Source organism: Novosphingobium sp. BF6, assembly GCF_058273105.1.
This window is the reverse complement of record NZ_CM177776.1, coordinates 853,361-869,280: the sequence shown is the minus strand read 5'-3', so window position 1 is coordinate 869,280 and position 15,920 is coordinate 853,361. Positions and strand designations below refer to the sequence as shown.

The window sequence follows — 15,920 nt, the reverse complement described above, 5'->3', positions numbered from 1 at the left end:
CCCGAAAAGCAACGCGCGAAGGCAGAGGAACAGGCAGCCATGGATCTTGGACTGAAGGGCAGGAAAGTCATTCTCACCGGGGGCAGTCGCGGCATCGGCCGCGCCGCGCTGGAGATCTTCGCCGCGGAAGGCTGCGACGTCGCCTTCTTCTCGCGCAATGCCGAACAAGTAGCCGAAACCGTGGAGTCGCTGGCGCGCCACGGCGGCATCGTGATCGGCGAGGCGCTCGACATGCTGGACCACGGCGCTTACGTGGAATGGCTGAAATCCGCCGCCGACAGGCTGGGCGGCTGCGACGTCTTCGTTCCCGGCGCCAGCGCCTCCGGCTCCGGCGCGACCGGCGACTGGGAAGCCTGCTTCGCCGCCGACATCAAGGGCACGGTGCTGGGCTGCGAGACCTTGCAGCCTTACCTCGAAAAATCCGGGTCCGGCGCGATCGTCATCATGGCCTCCACGGCGGGCACCGAGACTTTCATCGTCCCCCAGGCCTTCAACGCCATGAAAGCGGCGCTGATCGCCTATTCGGGCCAGCTCAGCCAGATGGTCGGGCCACAAGGCATCCGCGTGAACTGCGTGTCACCCGGCCCGATCAAGTTCCCCGGCGGCAACTGGGAAGCGATCGGGCAGGCCATGCCCGAACTCTATCAGGCGACCGAGGCCGCCTTCGCGCTCGGCCGCTGGGGCGGCCCGGAAGAAGTGGCCCGCACGATCGTGTTCCTGGCCAGCGCAGCCTCTTCCTACACCACCGGCACCAATGTGGTGGTGGACGGCGGCTACACCAAGCGCGTGCAGTTCTGAAGCTCACCCTCCGGCATGGAGTTGGCGGCGGTCCTCAGGGGCCGCCGCCTTTTTTATTGACGCCAATCTGCGCAACAACCCGCCAGCACCTGTGCAAATTGTCAGTTCGGGTATCACTCGAATTCGTAGCATAGTGATGCAGTAAAGTCGGCTACACGAATAGTCGGGGAGAGGGAGGAAACCATGGCATCCGCACATCGTCGCGGAGCGTTGTTTGTCGCACTTTCGACAAGCGCGCTCACTTGCATCATTTCTCCGGCCAATGCGCAAAGCGAAGCGCCGATACCGGCGCCGGCACCGCAACAGGCCACGATCGATAATACGGAAATCATCGTCACCGCCCGCAGACGTTCGGAAACGCTGCAATCCACACCGGTCGCCATCACCGCCGTCAACGCGGCGATGCTGGAGAACAAGGCCTCCGTGAACATCGGCGACCTGCAAGGCACGGCGCCGGGCCTGCTCATCACCCAGCAGAATTCGGGCGCGCAGGCCGCGAACATCTCGATCCGCGGCCTGACTTATGCCGATATCGAAAAGTCGCAGACACCGACCGTGGGCGTCGTGGTCGACGGCGTGACCATCGGCACCAATACCGGCCAGCTCCAGGACGCCTTCGACATCGCCCAGATCGAAGTTCTGCGCGGACCGCAAGGCACGCTGTTCGGCGCCAATACGATCGGCGGCGTGATCAACATCACCCGCACCAAGCCGACCATGGAACCCGGCGTGAAGGCCGAGTTCACCTACGGCCGCTGGAACACCTGGGCGGGCAAGGCCATCGTCAACTACGGCGACGGCGAGACCTGGGGCATCAAGGGCTGGTACTTCCACAACGAGTCCGACGGCTTCTACCACAACGCCATCCGCAATACCCGCGCGGGCGGCAGCAAGGGCGACAGCTACGGCGCCAGTGTCCTGTTCGAACCGACCGGCAGCGGTTTCGACGCCCAGCTCAGCGTCGAGAACGTGGTCCAGAGCTTCGAGCCGGTCGTCAGTAACCTCACCAACAGCACCGAGGCGTTCTGCGGGTTGATCCCCGCAAACGAGTGCAACCGCAACAACACCACCGATCTCTACACGGTGTTCACGCTGCCCGCGCGCAGCAAGTACCGCGCGCCGAATGCCACCTTGCAGATGAACTACGATCTGGGCGGGATAAAGCTCAGTTCCATCACCGGCTGGCGCCACAGCAAGGAAAAGCAGACGCAGGACTTCGACGGTTCGTCGAGCGATCTCTACTATGTCGACCGCCGCCAGAAGTATACGCAGTGGAGCCAGGAACTGCGCGCCGCCGGAAACCTGTTCACCGGGTTCGACTACGTGGTGGGCGCCTATTATTTCCACTCGAAGTACGATCTGACCCAGTGGACGCGCTTCTTCGGCTTCGATCCTTCGGTTCCGCCGATGGAATTCGACCAGAATCCGCAGACCAATCTGGGCAAGACCACCAGTTACGCCTTCTTCGGAGACTTCAACTGGGCCTTTGCCGACAAGTGGCGCCTCTCGTTCGGTGGCCGCTGGTCGCATGACAACAAGAAGCTGACCAACAGCTTCGCCCAAGCCGGGCTGATCGGTTCGGGCGATGCGAATTTCACCAAGTTCACGCCCAAGGTCGGCATCGACTATCGCCCGAATAACGACGTGATGCTCTATGCCAGCTGGTCGCGCGGTTACCGCTCGGGCGGCTTCAGCCCGCGTGCCGCCACGGCCCTGACCGCCAGCACGCCGTTCCAGCCCGAGACCGTCGACGCCTACGAAATCGGCGCCAAGCTCGCTGCGTTCAACAAGAAGCTGGAAATCAATCTCGCCGGCTACATCTCCGACTACAAGGACATGCAGCAGAACCTGACCGTCCCCGGCGGTCCGCTCGGCAACCAGACCATCACCGGCAACGTGCCCGGCGGCGCGATCATCAAGGGCATCGAAATGGATGCCACGCTGCGCATCACGCCCCAGCTGACGATCACCGCCTCTTCGGCCTACATGAAGTCGCACTTCCGCAACTTCGTGACCGACGGCGTCTACAACACCCAGATCGTGCCGTTCGACTATTCGGCGAACCGCTTGATCTATGCGCCCAAGTTTACCGGCTCGGTCAATGCGGACTACACCGTGCCGACCAGCTTCGGCAAAGTCGTGGCCACGGCGGGCTGGCGCCATATCAGCCCCTATGACGAGCAGATCTCGCTGGGGCCGCTTACGCCCGAAACGGATACATCCGGCACGGTCACCGGCGTCGTGGTGAACGGCAACGATCCGCGCGTGCGCACCACCACGCAGGATCTCGTCGATGCCAGCCTGACGGTGAACTTCGATATCGGCGACAAGGAAGCCTACGTGCGCCTGTTCGGTCGCAACCTTCTCAACGAGAAGACGACCACGCATGCCTTTACCGTCGCCGGGCTGTTCTCGTTCGGCATGGCGCTCGAGCCGCGCACTTACGGCGCCACGGTCGGCGTGAAATTCTAAATAGAGAAGGGTTGAAAAGCATGGGTCGTCTGGAAGGCAAGATCACGCTGGTTACCGGCGCCGGGAACGAACGCGGCCTCGGCGCTGCCACCGCCCGGCGCTTCGCGGAGGAAGGCGCCGTCGTCTACCTGACCGATCTCGATGCGGGCGGCGCGGAAAAGGTCGCCGCCGCGATCCGCGAAGCGGGCGGGCAGGCCGAGGCGCTGGCGCAGGACGTGACCAGCGAAGCGGGCTGGGAAGACCTGTTCCAGGCGATCGAGAAAGGCCACGGCCGGATCGACGTGCTGGTGAACAATGCCGGTATCGCCGTGCTCAAGCCGCTGACCGCGCTGTCGCTCGCCGACTGGGAAAAGCAGAACAAGGTCAACCTCGACAGCGTGTTCCTCGGCACCCGCCGGGCAGTGGAACTGATGCGCAAGACCGGCGGCGGCGGGTCGATCGTCAATCTCTCGTCGATCGGCGGCCTCGTCGGCGTGCCGATGTGCGGAGCCTATGGCGCGGCCAAGGGCGGGGTGCGAATCTTCTCCAAGGTCGTCGCAATGGAATGCGCGGCCGAGGGCATCCGCTGCAACTCGGTCCATCCCGGTATGATCGAGACCGCCATGCAGGACGTCGCCCGCAGCGACAATCCGGAAGGCTTCAAGGAGATCGTCGCCTCGATCCCGATGAAGCGCATGGGGAATCCGCTGGACATCGCCAACATGATCCTGTTCCTCGCCAGCGACGAGGCGAACTACATCACCGGCGGGGAATTCACGGTGGACGGCGGCGTGACGGCGATGTGAAGGGCTACGTCGTCCCGGATCCGATCCGGGACGACGAACAGGTCAGACCCGCACCACCACCTTGCCGATATTCTTCCCCGTCAGCATCCGCTCGTAAGCATCGAGCACGTTTTCGATCCCCTGCGTCTCGTCGAAACGCACCGCGAGCTTTCCTTCATCAAGCCATGCCCGCAATTGCGGCAGGAATTCCGCCCCGCGTTCGAGGAAGTCGGGGATGAAGAACCCCTCCACCCGCAGCCGCCGCATCAGGATCTGATCGAAGCGCGCCGGTCCCGGCATCGGCGCGTCGCTGTCGTAACCCGCCACCATGCCGCAGATCGCCACGCGGCCGTAATGCGCCATGTTCGGCAGCACCGCATCGAGGATCGGCCCGCCGACATTGTCGAAGAAGGCCCCGATCCCACCCTCGCAAGCCGCCAGCCGTGCTTCGACATCCTCGCTGCGATAGTCGATCGCCATGTCCACGCCGAGGTCCTCAAGCAGGTAGCGGCACTTCTCCGCCCCCCCGGCGATACCGACGACCCGCGCGCCGAGATTGCGCCCGACCTGACAGGCCAGACTCCCCGTTGCCCCCGCCGCCGCCGAGACCGCCAGCCACTCGCCGGGCCGCACCGCCGCCACTTCCTTAACGCCGACATAGGCGGTCCAGGCGTTCATCCCCAGCGCACCGAAATGCTGGCGCGGATCGCCGACGCTCTCGTCCACCGCCTCCAGCCCGGCCAATGCTGGCACGACCACCGCCTGCTCCGCCCATTGCCCGAAACCGCGTACCAGCGTGCCGACCGGAAAGGCCGGATCGCGCGTCTCGCTGACTCGGCCGAGCACCAGCCCGACCATCTTCGCGCCAAGCGGCAAGGGCGGCTGATAGCCATCGGTGCGCGGGCTCATCCACATGCGGGTCCCCGCATCCATCGAGAGCCACTCGGCGGCAATGCGCACTTCGCCCTCGCCCAGCGGTGCCGGGGCTTCCTCGCAAAGGCTGAGAAAACGGCCAAAATCCGAATTGCCTTCGGGATGGCGGTCGAGCCGCCAGAAACGGTTGCCGGTCAAATGAAGTCTCCCAGTGAACGCGCAACGTCACCCGCCCGCCCCCCCTCGCCACCTGACCAAACAGCTAGGGCTATCCGTTTGCACAGGCCCTCGCCCGCCCCCGAAGTTCTACCAAGGCGGGAATAAAGAAAACATGTGGGAGGCCTTGAAATGCGATTCTCGAAATCCGCTCTGCTCACGTCGACCATGCTGACGATGACACTCCTGTCCCTCCCCGCAGCCGCGCAGGAAGCGGCGGCTCCGCTGCCCCAGGCACAGCCCCAGCAGGACGAGGCCGCGACCGGCGGCATCAAGGAAATCATCGTCACCGCCCGCAAGCGGCAGGAAACCGCGCAGGACGTGCCCGTGGCCGTCACCGCGATTTCCGCCGAGCAGATCGCCTCGCGCGACATCACCAGCGTCGAGAAGATCGCCGCGATCGCCCCGCAGTTCAACGTCGGCCGCGCCTCCAACGGTTCCGGCGCGCAGCTCACCCTGCGCGGTATCGGCTCGTCCTCGACCTCGATCGGCATCGAACAATCGGTCGCGGTCGTCGTGGACGGCGCCTATTACGGCCAGGGCCGCGTGATCCAGGAAGGCTTCTTCGACCTCGCCCGCGTCGAAGTGCTGAAAGGCCCGCAGGCGCTGTTCTTCGGCAAGAACGCGACGGCCGGCGTCATCTCCATCACCACCGCCGATCCCACGCCCACCCCGGAATTCCAGATCAAGGGCGGTTACGAGTTCCGCAGCCAGCAATGGCGTGTCGAAGGCTATGCCTCGATGCCGCTGACCGAAACGCTCGGCATCCGCCTGGCCGCACGCTATTCGAAGATGGAGGGCGGCTACTACCGCAACGTCGCCCAGGACATCGTCTATACCGAAGTGGATTCCGCCAGCGTGCTCGCGGGCGGCAACGGCGATCCCACCTCGCATATCGCCGCGCCCGCCGCGCACAAGGCGCCGGGCGAGGAGGAATTCCTCGCCCGCGGCACGCTGAAATGGGAACCGACCAGCCGCCTCACCGTCAACCTCAAGGGCAGCGTGGACTTCAACACGGTCAACAACTCCTCGTGGAACTACGTCGCCTTCGCCTGCGGCGACGGCAGCACCTCGCAGCTCAACGGCTATGCCTGCGGCAAGCACTTCATCACCCACCAGAACAACATGCCGGTCGACGTTGCCGCCGGTTTCCCCTTCGCCAGGAAGAACGGCGCACTCTACAACCGCTACCGCTCGGCAGGCGGAACGCTCAACGTGACCTACGATGCCGACCAGCTGCAATTGTCGTCGGTCACCAACTACCAGTGGAACAACAACCGCTGGGCCTGTGCCTGCGACTTCCAGTCGAGCAACAGTGCAGGCGGTCCGGGCAGCAACTGGGCGACCGAGAACTCCTCATGGAAGGCTTTCAGCCAGGAATTCCGCGCGCTCACCCAGTTCGACGGCCCGTTCAACATGATGCTGGGCATGCTCTACCAGAAGACCCGGCGCGACTTCGAACAATACGTGCTGACCGGCGGCGTTTCCAATTCCGCCGCGCCTGCCGGGCTTGAGCATGTCGCCACCGCCAAGACCAGCTTCACCAAGGGCGAGACAATGGCCGTCTTTGGGCAGATCACCTACAAGATCCTGCCGACACTCGAACTGGCGGGCGGCGCGCGCTATTCGGACGAGACCAAGAACAGCTACTTCACCCAGTTCTACAACAACCCGCTGGTCACCACCATCTTCCGCGACCAGTTCGACCCCGACGGGCTTGGCGTGGTAACGGCCCGCCAGCACTTCACCAACTGGTCCCCGGAAGCGACGCTGACCTGGAAGCCGACCGAGGACCTCATGGTCTACGGCGCCTACAAGACCGCCTACAAGTCCGGCGGATTCTCCAACGGCGGCATCAACTCAAAGTTCTCGACCGATCCGACCGCCGACCTGACCTTCGATCCCGAGAAGGCGGAAGGTTTCGAAGTAGGCTTCAAGTCCACCCTGCTGAACCGCCAGCTGCGCTTCAACGTCACGGCCTTCAACTACAAGTACAAGAATCTGCAGGTCGATTTCTTCAACTCGCCGATCTTCGCGTTCCAGACCCTGACCGCCGATGCCCGCACCAAGGGCATCGAGGCCGAGTTCCAGTTCGCCCCCAACGCCGTCCCCGGCTTCGACCTGCACGGCTCGGTCAACTACGACAAGGCGCGCTATACCGATTTCCCGCTGGCGCCCTGCTATGCCGGGCAGACTCCGGCGGAAGGCTGCAATCTGGCCGGCAATAGCCGTCAGGACCTCGGCGGCCAGACGCTCTCGGTCGCGCCGCGCTGGACCGGCAATCTCGGCGTGAATTACGAGATGTCGGTGGGGCAGACGATGAAGCTGGGCCTCAACGTCGATGCCAGGTATTCCGGCAGCTATCTCGCCTCGGCCTTCGGCAATCCGCTGTCGCGCCAGGGCAAGTACGTGACGCTGGATGCCGGGCTGCGCTTCGGCGCCGAGGACGACAACTGGCAGCTCGCCGTGATCGGCAAGAACCTGACCAACCGCTTCTACGTGACCGGCGTGGTCGACGGCCCCTCGACCGGCAGCGGCACCGGCACGCCGGGCGGCATCCGCGCCGACCAGCTCGGCTTCGGCACCCTGCCGCGCACGGTCATGGTCGAAGTCAGCAAGAAGTTCTGAGGTTATCGGTGAGGAAGGGGCCGCTTCGAAGGAAGACCGGCCCCTTCTTTTTACGTTCTGCCGGAGCTTCCCTTGTCCTTGCTCCCGCCGTCACCCTGAACTTGGTTCAGGGTGACGAGTGATAAACGCTATGCTGCACCTCAAATAACGGGAAGAATTAGCCTCAGCAGCCCTTGGGCGCGTGCTGGCGATGGATGTTGCGGAAAGAACGGCTCCTGAACAGCCAGCGGCCATCAACTTTCACGCAAGTATCCTCATAAACACCTCGGTCGCGCATCGTCACGCCGTCCTGATCGTAGACTTCCGAGGTATAGCTGCGCATCGTCGCGCTCTCGCCCGAGACTTCGATCGAGCCGGGCCAGGCCTCGAACATGATGCCGGGATAGCCCTTCATCGCCTCGATCCACATGGCCACGATCGCCGGACGGCCCCTGGTGGTGCCGAGTTCGGGATAATCCGGCAGCGACCATTCGGCATCCTCGGCCCATGTCGCGCCCCAGGTTTCCGCGTCGCGGCGGGTCACGGCGTCGGCATACGTCTCCAGCAGCTCGCGGATGGCAAGGCGGTCCTCGAAGGGTCCGGTATAGGGCATCGTTTTCTCCTCAGGCTTCGACCGGGCGCTCGTCAGGCCCCGGCGGCATGTCGGGCACGGCGACTTCGATCATGCCGCCCGCGATGCGCAGATCGAAGCGGCGCAAGTCGGCATAGGCACCGCCGATGCAGCGCCCGGTGGCGGCCTCGAACCGGGCGCCGTGGAGCGGGCACATGATCGCCCCGCGCCGCACCTTGCCGCCGGACAGCAGCGCCGCCTGATGCGTGCAGCGGTCGTTGACGGCATTGAAGCCCTCGTCCGTGCGCAAGACTAGCACGCTCCAGCCCGCGATCCGCGCGGCCAGCTTGCCTTCCTCGGGGAACTCCACCTCGGCCACCAGGGGGTGCCACACATCGCTCATCGTTTCAGATCCGGACAAGTGTCTTTCCTATGGTACGGCCCGACATCAGGTCGATGAAGGCCTCTGGGAGTTTCTCGAAACCGTCGCGCACGTTGGCGAGCGGCTTCAGCTTGCCTTCCGCCACCCAGCCATCGAGTTCGGTCTGGGCCTGCGCCAGCACCTCGGGATAGTCGTATGTGATGAAGCCCTGCATGCGGATGCGGTTGACCACGAGTTGCCAGAGCGTGCGCACGCCGTGGGGATGATCGGCATCGTTGTACTGCCCGACCATGCCGCAGACCGCGACGCGGCCATGCAGGCGCATTAGCGGCAGCACAGCCTCCAGCACTTCGCCGCCGACATTGTCGAAATAGACGTCCACGCCCTCGGGCGCCGCTTTGGCGATCTCCGCGGCGATGTCGGGCGTGGCGCGATAATCGATGGCGGCGTCGAAACCGAGATCGCGGATCACCGCCGCCTTTTCCGCCGATCCGACGAGGCCGATCACCTTGCAGCCCCGCGCCTTGGCGATCTGCCCCACGGTGGAGCCGGTCGCCCCGGCAGCGGCGCTGACGACCACGGTCTCGCCCGGCTTCGCCTCGCCCACCGCGAAAAGCCCGACCCACGCCGTCAGCCCCACCGGGCCGAGCGCGCCCATGTAGTGATGCAGCGGCGTATCAAGCTGCCGGTGGACTTTCTCCAATCCCCAGGCCTCGCCCGAGAGCACGTAGTGGTCCGACCATGTGGCGAAGGCGCGCACAAAGGTACCGACAGGATAGTCCGCATGGTTGGAGGCCACGACCTCGCCCAGCGACATGCCGTTGATCGGCGCCCCCAGCGCAACCGGCTCGATATAGCTCGGCCGGTCGTCGAGGAAGCCCCGGATCGCCGGATCGACCGAGCCCACCCGCATCGCCACCAGGAACTCCCCGGCGCCCGGCTGCGGCATCTCGGCTTCCCGAAGTGCGAAGTCTTCCGGCACCGGCACCCCGTTGGGTCGCCGCGCCAGAACGATCTGTCTGACCTTTCCCATCCCCGCAGCTTAACCGCGCGCGGGCGGCGCGGACTGCTAGTCGAAACGCTAGGTTCGGGAATATCCGGGTTTTGCCACAGTCCGCACCGGAGAAGAGGAACAGCGCCATGACGATGAGTCCCGACCAGATGATCGATTTCGTCGACCGCCTCTATACCGCCACCGGCGCGGGAGACTGGGACACCGCATCCGCCATGCTCACCGAGGATTTCGTGGCCCACGAGGCCGACAGTCTGCCCATGGCCGGGGAATATCGCGGCCCGAACGCCCTGCGCGATCTCTACGCCAAAGTCATGGGCCTCTGCGATGTCGTCGCGCTGGACCGGATCGAGACGGCGGCGGGCAAGGACTATGCCGTGACCATCCTCTCCTTGCGTTTTGCCGATCCTGCGCTGCCGCCCGCCGAAATCTGCGAACGCTTCCGCTTCCGCGACGGCAAGTGCTGCGAGATCAAGCCGTTCTACTACGATCCGGCGCCTTTCATCGCCGCCAGCAAGGCGAAAACGGCCGCTATCTGAAGAAGCCCACGGGTCGCACCGGGCAAAAAACAATCGGTTGCCAAACGGCGGCAGGGAACCGCCGGACTTCCCATGATTTCAGATAATAAGAACGCGCTGTGCAGGCGGGAATCGCGGAATTCCGCGCCCTACCTCCAAAGAAATGCACAGAAAGCTCCGGCAGACCGTTCTTTATCCGCGCCGAAATGCTATGCTCGCAGGCGCAGCACTCAGCATGGGACTCACGAATGCCGAAGGACGCCACGGTTTACTCGCTAGATTCCACGAATCCAAGGACCGCCCCGTCCAGACTGACATTGAACGACCAACTCGCCGCGATCCTGGGCGACCTGCGCGAGCGGATCGGCGAAGCGGACGAGATCACGCTGGATTTCAAGGGTAAGCTCCACGTCCATCTCGACGTGAAGAAAGGCGAAGACCTGCCGCTTGTCGAAGCCAAGCTCACCGCACTGGGCGAAGGCATGTTCTCGCAGATCAGCCGCGGTTCGACGCCGAACCACCCGTTCTCGCACCGGGTCAGCGCCCTGGTTACGATCTAAGGCGAAGAGCGAGTTCAGGCCAGCTTGGCAGCGTAGATCAGGCGTCCTTCGCCGAGATGATCGAACGCGCGGCTGAGCAGGCTGTCGCCCACGGCAAGGCAGCCCTGGCTCCGTCCCAACTTGCCGTGCGCGCCGATCATGTTCGGCTCGGCATACCAGGCACCATGGATCACGATGGCCCGCTCCAGCGCATTGCTGTTGGTGGGGTCCAGCCCGACCAGCCGCTGCGAACGGCCATGTCCGCCGTAATAATAGTCGGAGGTCAGATAGGCGCCTTCGCTGCTGGCGTTCGACCCCATCCGGTTCGAGAAGCGCTGCAACCAGCCGGTATGTGCAGGATCGGACCCACTGCCATGGGCCACATGGAGCGAGGTGGTCTTGCGGTTTTCGAGGTCCACCAGATGGAAACGCGGCTGCGACGAGGAAGACGAGAAATCGACGATCCCGATCCGGTCGCCCTTCACGCGCCGATCATGCCGGTCGAGCGCCTTCATCGCCGCGTCGAACAGTTCCGGGCGAATGCCCTCCGGTTCGAATCGCGCGGGGACCGGCATGAGCGGCGGCTCGGCAGCAGGCTTTACCTGCGGAAACGCGCCGATGGCGGGGCCGCTGCGCGGCTGGACGAGCGAAGGCGCACGCGATCGGTCCGGAAATGCGGATGAAACGGCGCGAGCGGCAGAAGATGACGACGCTGCGAACGCACTGGCTGCAACGATCAGATTGCGACGGCTGAATTTCATATTGTCGCTGCCATATAGCGATTCCGTCGACAAAGTCTTGGCCAGATTCGCATCGTTCGCCACAAGCTCTTGTCCCCACCTCGAAAGACAAGGAAGGATCATACATCATGACCTCGGCCCGATCCGCTGCACTTTCGAGTGAGGACTACCGCCAGGCGGTGGCGACGATCATCCGTAACCTCCAGAAGCACGAGGATTTGTCGGATAGCCAGATGGCCGAGCGGCTGGGCTGCTCGGTCGGCACGATCCGCAATGCGAAAGGCCGGGCAACGAGTCTCGACCCGCTGATTCTCGCGCGAATCGAGCGCACGTTCGGCCCCGGCGCAATCGATCCGTTCCTGGCCCTGGGGCAAGTGCGCGCCGTTCCCCTGCCCAGCGCCCGCATGCCCATGGACCCCGTGCTCGCCATCGTCGAGGCGCTGCACTCCATCGTCGAGGTCCAGGCGGTGGACAGCGAGGGCGGTTCGCGAATCACCGGCAAGGAACTCCGCAGGATCATCGAGGAACTGCGCCACGGCCGCACCGCGCTCGACGCCCTGATCGCGCGTGCCGAAGCCATTCGCTGAATCGCCGCAATCGAACGGGGCCTAGGAATTCCGGTCGACGTTGCGGAAATACTCCGTGTAATTGCGTTTTACGCATTTCCATATGAGCAGTACTCAAGACCGTAAAGCGGCATCGCAGCGCCTATCTCGCACCGATCACCCCGAGATGCGCTGAACCGGCAAAGAGCTGCAAAGCGTCGCTCTGCCAGCTGCTATTTGCATTGCTCAACAAGCGCGAGATCGCCCTCTATCCTACTCCAGCCCCTAGAAAAACTTTTTTGTCAACCAAATCACTGGAGATTAGCCCTCACGTCGATTTTTAGTCCGACAAAAGGGGCATATTGTCGTGTATCGTTTCAGCGGCGCCTTGGCGCTTCTTCTCACCAGCACCTCGGTTTCCGCACAGGAAGCCCAGCAGCAGCCGCGAACCGAAACGCCGGAAACGGGTGCCGAAGACAGGCAGCGCGCCGACATCATCGTCACCGGCATCCGCAAGAGCCTCGCCGATTCTCTCGCCGTGAAGCGCGATTCCGCGCAAGTCGTCGATGCGATCTCGGCCGAGGACGTCGGCAAGTTCCCTGACAAGAACATCGGCGAGGCGCTCCAGCGGATCACCGGCGTGCAGATCACCCGCAGCGGCGGCGAGGGACAGGCGATCACCATTCGCGGCGCCGACGCCTCCCTCAACCGCGTCGAGATCAACGGCCAGACGGCGCTCTCCACCTCGATCGCGGCCGCGGCCGGCAACGGCAGCAACCGCGCGGTCGATTTCCGCGACCTGCCTGCCGAGTTCGTCTCGCGCCTCGAAGTGCTCAAGTCGGCGACTCCGGACATGACCGAGGGCGGCCTCGGCGGCACCGTGCGCGTCATCACCCGCCGCCCGTTCGACGCCAAGGAAGGCTACCTCGCCGGCTCGGCGCAGGGCATCTACAACGAGCTGGCCGACAAGGTGGACCCGAAGTTCGCGGTGATCGGCTCGAAGCTTTTCGCGCATGACACCATCGGCGTGCTGCTCTCGGGCACTTACGAAGAGCGCACGATCCGCTACGACCAGGCCCGCACCACCGGCTGGCGCCAGGTCGAGACCCGGCAACCGGCCACGCCCGCCGCACAGAACTGCCTTTCCGGCCGCAACCAGGCGCGCTGCGTCGATCTCGACGGCAGCGGCTTCGGCGACTTCTATCCCGACATCCCGCGCTACATCACCGCGACCGAGCCGACCAAGCGCTATGCCGTCAACGGCATCCTCGAATGGCGCCCCAGCGACGATTTCCGCGCCTATGTCGAGGGCACTTATACCCGCAGCGACACGACCTCGGACGATCAGTACCTCCAGCTCAGCACGACCCAGTCGGTGGCGAACGGCGGCATCGATCCCACCGGCGCCGTCATCCGCGACGAGACCGCGCAGACGGTGACCTTCGTCAACGGTTCCAACGCCGGGTCGGGTCCGAGCGTGAACTATCGCAGCGTGATCGGCACGCTCAACCGCCGCACCTTCAACGGCATCCTCGGTGCCGAATGGACCACCGGCAAGTTCCGGTTCTCCGCACGCGGCACTTATGCCGCCTCGCGCGTGCTGAATGACGAAGTCGACGTGACCGCCTCGGTCTCCGGCAAGGATGCGCTGCCGTGGATCACGATCGACTACAACAACCCGCAGAACGCGCCCAACATCATCCTGCCGATCGACACCACGACCACGCAGGGCATCAACACCCTCTCGGTCGAGGCCCGTCCGCGCCTCAACAAGCAGCGCGAGACCGGCGGCAAGTTCGATGCCGAATACCGGCCCGATGAACGCGGCTTCCTGACGTCGCTGAAGAGCGGCATCGAGCTGAACCAGCTGGTCTCCAGCAGCCGCTTCCAGAACGCGGTCTACACGCTGAACGGCATCACCGGGCAGACCACGCTGACCCGCTCGGGCGTGACCGGCACCCAGGTGCTCGGCACGACGACCCCGGCGGCCCAGCTCGCCAACATTCGCGACCTGCTGAACACATATGGCGGCATGGGCGACGGCAACTTCTTCAAGACCGGCGACCTCGGCTTTTCGGGCATCGACCGCTGGTGGAACCTCGGCGATAACCTCGCCAGTGCCGTGGGCGTTCCCGATCCCTACACCAGCATCTCGCCGCTCGACACCTACCGGGTCAAGGAAAGCACCGTGGCGGGGTATTTCCAGGGTTCGTTCAACGCCGACCTCGGCTTCGACCTCTCCGGCGTGGTCGGCGCGCGCCTCGTCCATACGCGCACGGTTTCCAGCGGCAGCCAGAGCACCGACGGCGTCATCACCCCCGCTCGCTACAGCGGCGAATATACCGTGCTGCTGCCTTCGCTGAACCTGCGCGCCGAAGTGATCCCGCGCAAGCTGGTGGTGCGCGCCACGGCATCCGACGTGCTCGCCCGCCCGGCGCCTTCGCAGATGGCCCCGAACGTCCGGCTCGATTCCGTCGCCCTCACCGGCTCGCGCGGCAATCCCGGCCTCAAGCCCTATCGCGCCTGGCAGTACGACCTCGGTTTCGAATACTACCTCTCGCGCACCAACTACGTCTCGGTCACGGCATTCCGCAAGGACATCAAGTCGTTCATCGACACGCAGAGCCAGGAAGAGGAGATCGACGGCCAGGTCTACACGATCCGGCTGCCGGTCAACGGCACCCAGCACGTCACCATCCAGGGCTTCGAGGCAGGCGCACAGCTCGGGTTGGACTTCCTGCCGGGCCTGCTGAGCAACCTGGGCGTAACCGCCAACTACACGTTCAACAGCGACAGCGGCTATGAAGGGAAGGACTACTTCACCGGCGGATCGCTGCCCTTCCCCGGCGTCTCGCGCAACAGCTACAACGCCTCGGTGTTCTACGACGATGGCCGCTTCGCCATTCGCGGGTCGTACAACTGGCGCAGCCGCTATCTGATCAACGCGGTCGATCGCGGCAACAATCCCTCTTTCGGCGAGTCCTTCGGCCAGTTCGACGCCTCGGCGAGCTACGTCATCACCCCGCAGGTCTCGGTGTTCCTGGAAGGCGTGAACCTCACCGACTCCACCCGCATCGAAAACGCCAACAGCGTCTATCGGCGCAACGTGATCGAGACCTACGGCCGCCGCATCTATTTCGGCGTGCGGGCCAAGCTGTGACGCTTCCGGGACTTTCCCGGCGCACGATAGTGACGGGGCTGGCAGGAGCCTGTCTCCTGCCAGCCCCGGCCTTCGCGCGCGGCGGCGAGCGAAAACTGTTCTCGGACGATTTCCGCCACGGCCTGAGCCAATGGCGGATCGAGGCCGAAACACCGGCACAGATTTCAGCGACAAGAGGCGTGCTCGATATTGAAGCGCCCGCCGGGCTGACCTTGTGGTTCCTGCCCCGCCTCGAAGGCCGGATCGCCATCGACTACGAAGCCCAGGCCGTCTCCGCAGGCGGCGCGCACGACCGGGTGAGCGACCTCAACTGCTTCTGGATGGCTGAGGACCCCGCCGCACCCGCAGGCGATGCCCTCGCCCGCCCGCGCTCGGGCAGGTTCGAGGACTACGATACCCTCGAAACCTACTATGTCGGGCTTGGCGGCAACGGCAATTCCACCACGCGCTTTCGCCGCTATGTCGGCACACCCGGCGTGCGGCCGCTGCTGCCGGAAAACGACCGGCGCGCACCAGAAGACATGCTCACCGCCAACCGCTGGCAACGCATCCGCCTGACCGCAGACGGCAACAGGATCGGCTTCTTCCGCGACGGCATGCCACTGTTCGCCTTCGACGATCCGAAGCCCCTGACCGGCGGCCACTTCGCGCTGCGCACCACCGCCAGCCATCTGCGGCTGCGCCGTTTCACCGTTTCCCGTCTCGCTTGATATCAGGAATGTC

The 15,920-nt window shown here is 64.5% G+C and carries 14 protein-coding genes; 9 read left to right on the top strand and 5 right to left on the bottom strand.

Annotated features, from left to right (window positions below; all coding sequences use genetic code 11):
* Positions 1-39: 39 nt before the first annotated feature.
* The 3 genes from AC4D6D_RS19260 (at position 40) to AC4D6D_RS19250 (ending at position 4,055) form a co-directional block, all read left to right on the top strand.
* Positions 40-798 carry an SDR family NAD(P)-dependent oxidoreductase gene (locus AC4D6D_RS19260; protein WP_491328635.1) on the top strand — a complete coding sequence of 253 codons (759 nt, stop codon included), beginning with the start codon at positions 40-42 and terminating at the stop codon, positions 796-798.
* A 183-nt stretch (positions 799-981) separates the two neighbouring features.
* On the top strand, positions 982-3,270 hold the full coding sequence (locus tag AC4D6D_RS19255) for a TonB-dependent receptor (protein ID WP_491328634.1): 2,289 nt from the start codon (positions 982-984) through the stop codon (positions 3,268-3,270).
* Positions 3,271-3,290: 20 nt separating this feature from the next.
* Entirely contained in the window at positions 3,291-4,055 is a 765-nt protein-coding gene (locus tag AC4D6D_RS19250) for an SDR family NAD(P)-dependent oxidoreductase (RefSeq protein ID WP_491328633.1), read from the top strand.
* Between the two features lie 42 nt (positions 4,056-4,097).
* On the opposite strand, the gene AC4D6D_RS19245 is transcribed toward AC4D6D_RS19250, so the two are convergent.
* Positions 4,098-5,105 carry an NADP-dependent oxidoreductase gene (locus tag AC4D6D_RS19245; protein ID WP_491328632.1) on the bottom strand — a complete coding sequence of 336 codons (1,008 nt, stop codon included), beginning with the start codon at positions 5,103-5,105 and terminating at the stop codon, positions 4,098-4,100.
* 150 nt (positions 5,106-5,255) lie between these two features.
* On the opposite strand from AC4D6D_RS19245, the gene AC4D6D_RS19240 reads away from it, so the two are divergent.
* Positions 5,256-7,751 (top strand): TonB-dependent receptor, encoded by a 2,496-nt coding sequence (locus AC4D6D_RS19240; RefSeq protein ID WP_491328631.1) that lies wholly within the window; start codon positions 5,256-5,258, stop codon positions 7,749-7,751.
* A gap of 163 nt (positions 7,752-7,914) precedes the next feature.
* Here the strand turns inward: AC4D6D_RS19240 and AC4D6D_RS19235 are convergent, their stop codons facing one another.
* The 3 genes from AC4D6D_RS19235 to AC4D6D_RS19225 are packed head-to-tail and all read right to left on the bottom strand — an operon-like array spanning position 7,915 to position 9,716.
* The gene (locus AC4D6D_RS19235) at positions 7,915-8,343 is read right to left on the bottom strand and encodes a nuclear transport factor 2 family protein (RefSeq protein WP_491328630.1); all 429 of its coding nucleotides are present in this window, start codon (positions 8,341-8,343) and stop codon (positions 7,915-7,917) included.
* A gap of 10 nt (positions 8,344-8,353) precedes the next feature.
* Positions 8,354-8,722: a Rieske (2Fe-2S) protein gene (locus tag AC4D6D_RS19230; RefSeq protein ID WP_491328629.1), complete on the bottom strand. Its 369-nt coding sequence runs from the start codon at positions 8,720-8,722 to the stop codon at positions 8,354-8,356.
* Complete coding sequence (locus tag AC4D6D_RS19225; protein WP_491328628.1) at positions 8,709-9,716, bottom strand: NADP-dependent oxidoreductase; 1,008 nt, start codon at positions 9,714-9,716, stop codon at positions 8,709-8,711. The genes AC4D6D_RS19230 and AC4D6D_RS19225 overlap by 14 nt, the downstream gene beginning before the upstream one ends.
* A gap of 107 nt (positions 9,717-9,823) precedes the next feature.
* Between AC4D6D_RS19225 and AC4D6D_RS19220 the strand changes: the two genes are divergently transcribed.
* Positions 9,824-10,234, top strand: coding sequence for a nuclear transport factor 2 family protein (locus AC4D6D_RS19220; RefSeq protein WP_491328627.1), 411 nt, complete (start codon positions 9,824-9,826; stop codon positions 10,232-10,234).
* A 296-nt stretch (positions 10,235-10,530) separates the two neighbouring features.
* Entirely contained in the window at positions 10,531-10,773 is a 243-nt protein-coding gene (locus AC4D6D_RS19215) for a hypothetical protein (RefSeq protein ID WP_491328626.1), read from the top strand.
* A gap of 14 nt (positions 10,774-10,787) precedes the next feature.
* Here the strand turns inward: AC4D6D_RS19215 and AC4D6D_RS19210 are convergent, their stop codons facing one another.
* Entirely contained in the window at positions 10,788-11,513 is a 726-nt protein-coding gene (locus AC4D6D_RS19210) for a murein L,D-transpeptidase catalytic domain family protein (RefSeq protein ID WP_491328625.1), read from the bottom strand.
* Between the two features lie 107 nt (positions 11,514-11,620).
* On the opposite strand from AC4D6D_RS19210, the gene AC4D6D_RS19205 reads away from it, so the two are divergent.
* From AC4D6D_RS19205 to AC4D6D_RS19195, 3 genes are all read left to right on the top strand, one after another.
* The gene (locus tag AC4D6D_RS19205; RefSeq protein ID WP_491328624.1) at positions 11,621-12,079 is read left to right on the top strand and encodes an XRE family transcriptional regulator; all 459 of its coding nucleotides are present in this window, start codon (positions 11,621-11,623) and stop codon (positions 12,077-12,079) included.
* Positions 12,080-12,404: 325 nt separating this feature from the next.
* Positions 12,405-15,197, top strand: coding sequence for a TonB-dependent receptor (locus AC4D6D_RS19200; protein WP_491328623.1), 2,793 nt, complete (start codon positions 12,405-12,407; stop codon positions 15,195-15,197).
* A gap of 29 nt (positions 15,198-15,226) precedes the next feature.
* Positions 15,227-15,907, top strand: a complete 681-nt coding sequence (locus tag AC4D6D_RS19195) for a DUF6250 domain-containing protein (RefSeq protein WP_491328622.1) — start codon at positions 15,227-15,229, stop codon at positions 15,905-15,907.
* Positions 15,908-15,920 lie beyond the last annotated feature (13 nt).

Bases quoted from the DNA above. Each gene is read 5' to 3' on its own strand.
- AC4D6D_RS19260 (WP_491328635.1), top strand. From the start codon at position 40: ATGGATCTTGGACTGAAGGGCAGGAAAGTCATTCTCACCGGGGGCAGT.
- AC4D6D_RS19255 (WP_491328634.1), top strand. From the start codon at position 982: ATGGCATCCGCACATCGTCGCGGAGCGTTGTTTGTCGCACTTTCGACA.
- AC4D6D_RS19250 (WP_491328633.1), top strand. From the start codon at position 3,291: ATGGGTCGTCTGGAAGGCAAGATCACGCTGGTTACCGGCGCCGGGAAC.
- AC4D6D_RS19240 (WP_491328631.1), top strand. From the start codon at position 5,256: ATGCGATTCTCGAAATCCGCTCTGCTCACGTCGACCATGCTGACGATG.
- AC4D6D_RS19235 (WP_491328630.1), bottom strand. From the start codon at position 8,343: ATGCCCTATACCGGACCCTTCGAGGACCGCCTTGCCATCCGCGAGCTG.
- AC4D6D_RS19225 (WP_491328628.1), bottom strand. From the start codon at position 9,716: ATGGGAAAGGTCAGACAGATCGTTCTGGCGCGGCGACCCAACGGGGTG.
- AC4D6D_RS19220 (WP_491328627.1), top strand. From the start codon at position 9,824: ATGACGATGAGTCCCGACCAGATGATCGATTTCGTCGACCGCCTCTAT.
- AC4D6D_RS19210 (WP_491328625.1), bottom strand. From the start codon at position 11,513: ATGAAATTCAGCCGTCGCAATCTGATCGTTGCAGCCAGTGCGTTCGCA.
- AC4D6D_RS19205 (WP_491328624.1), top strand. From the start codon at position 11,621: ATGACCTCGGCCCGATCCGCTGCACTTTCGAGTGAGGACTACCGCCAG.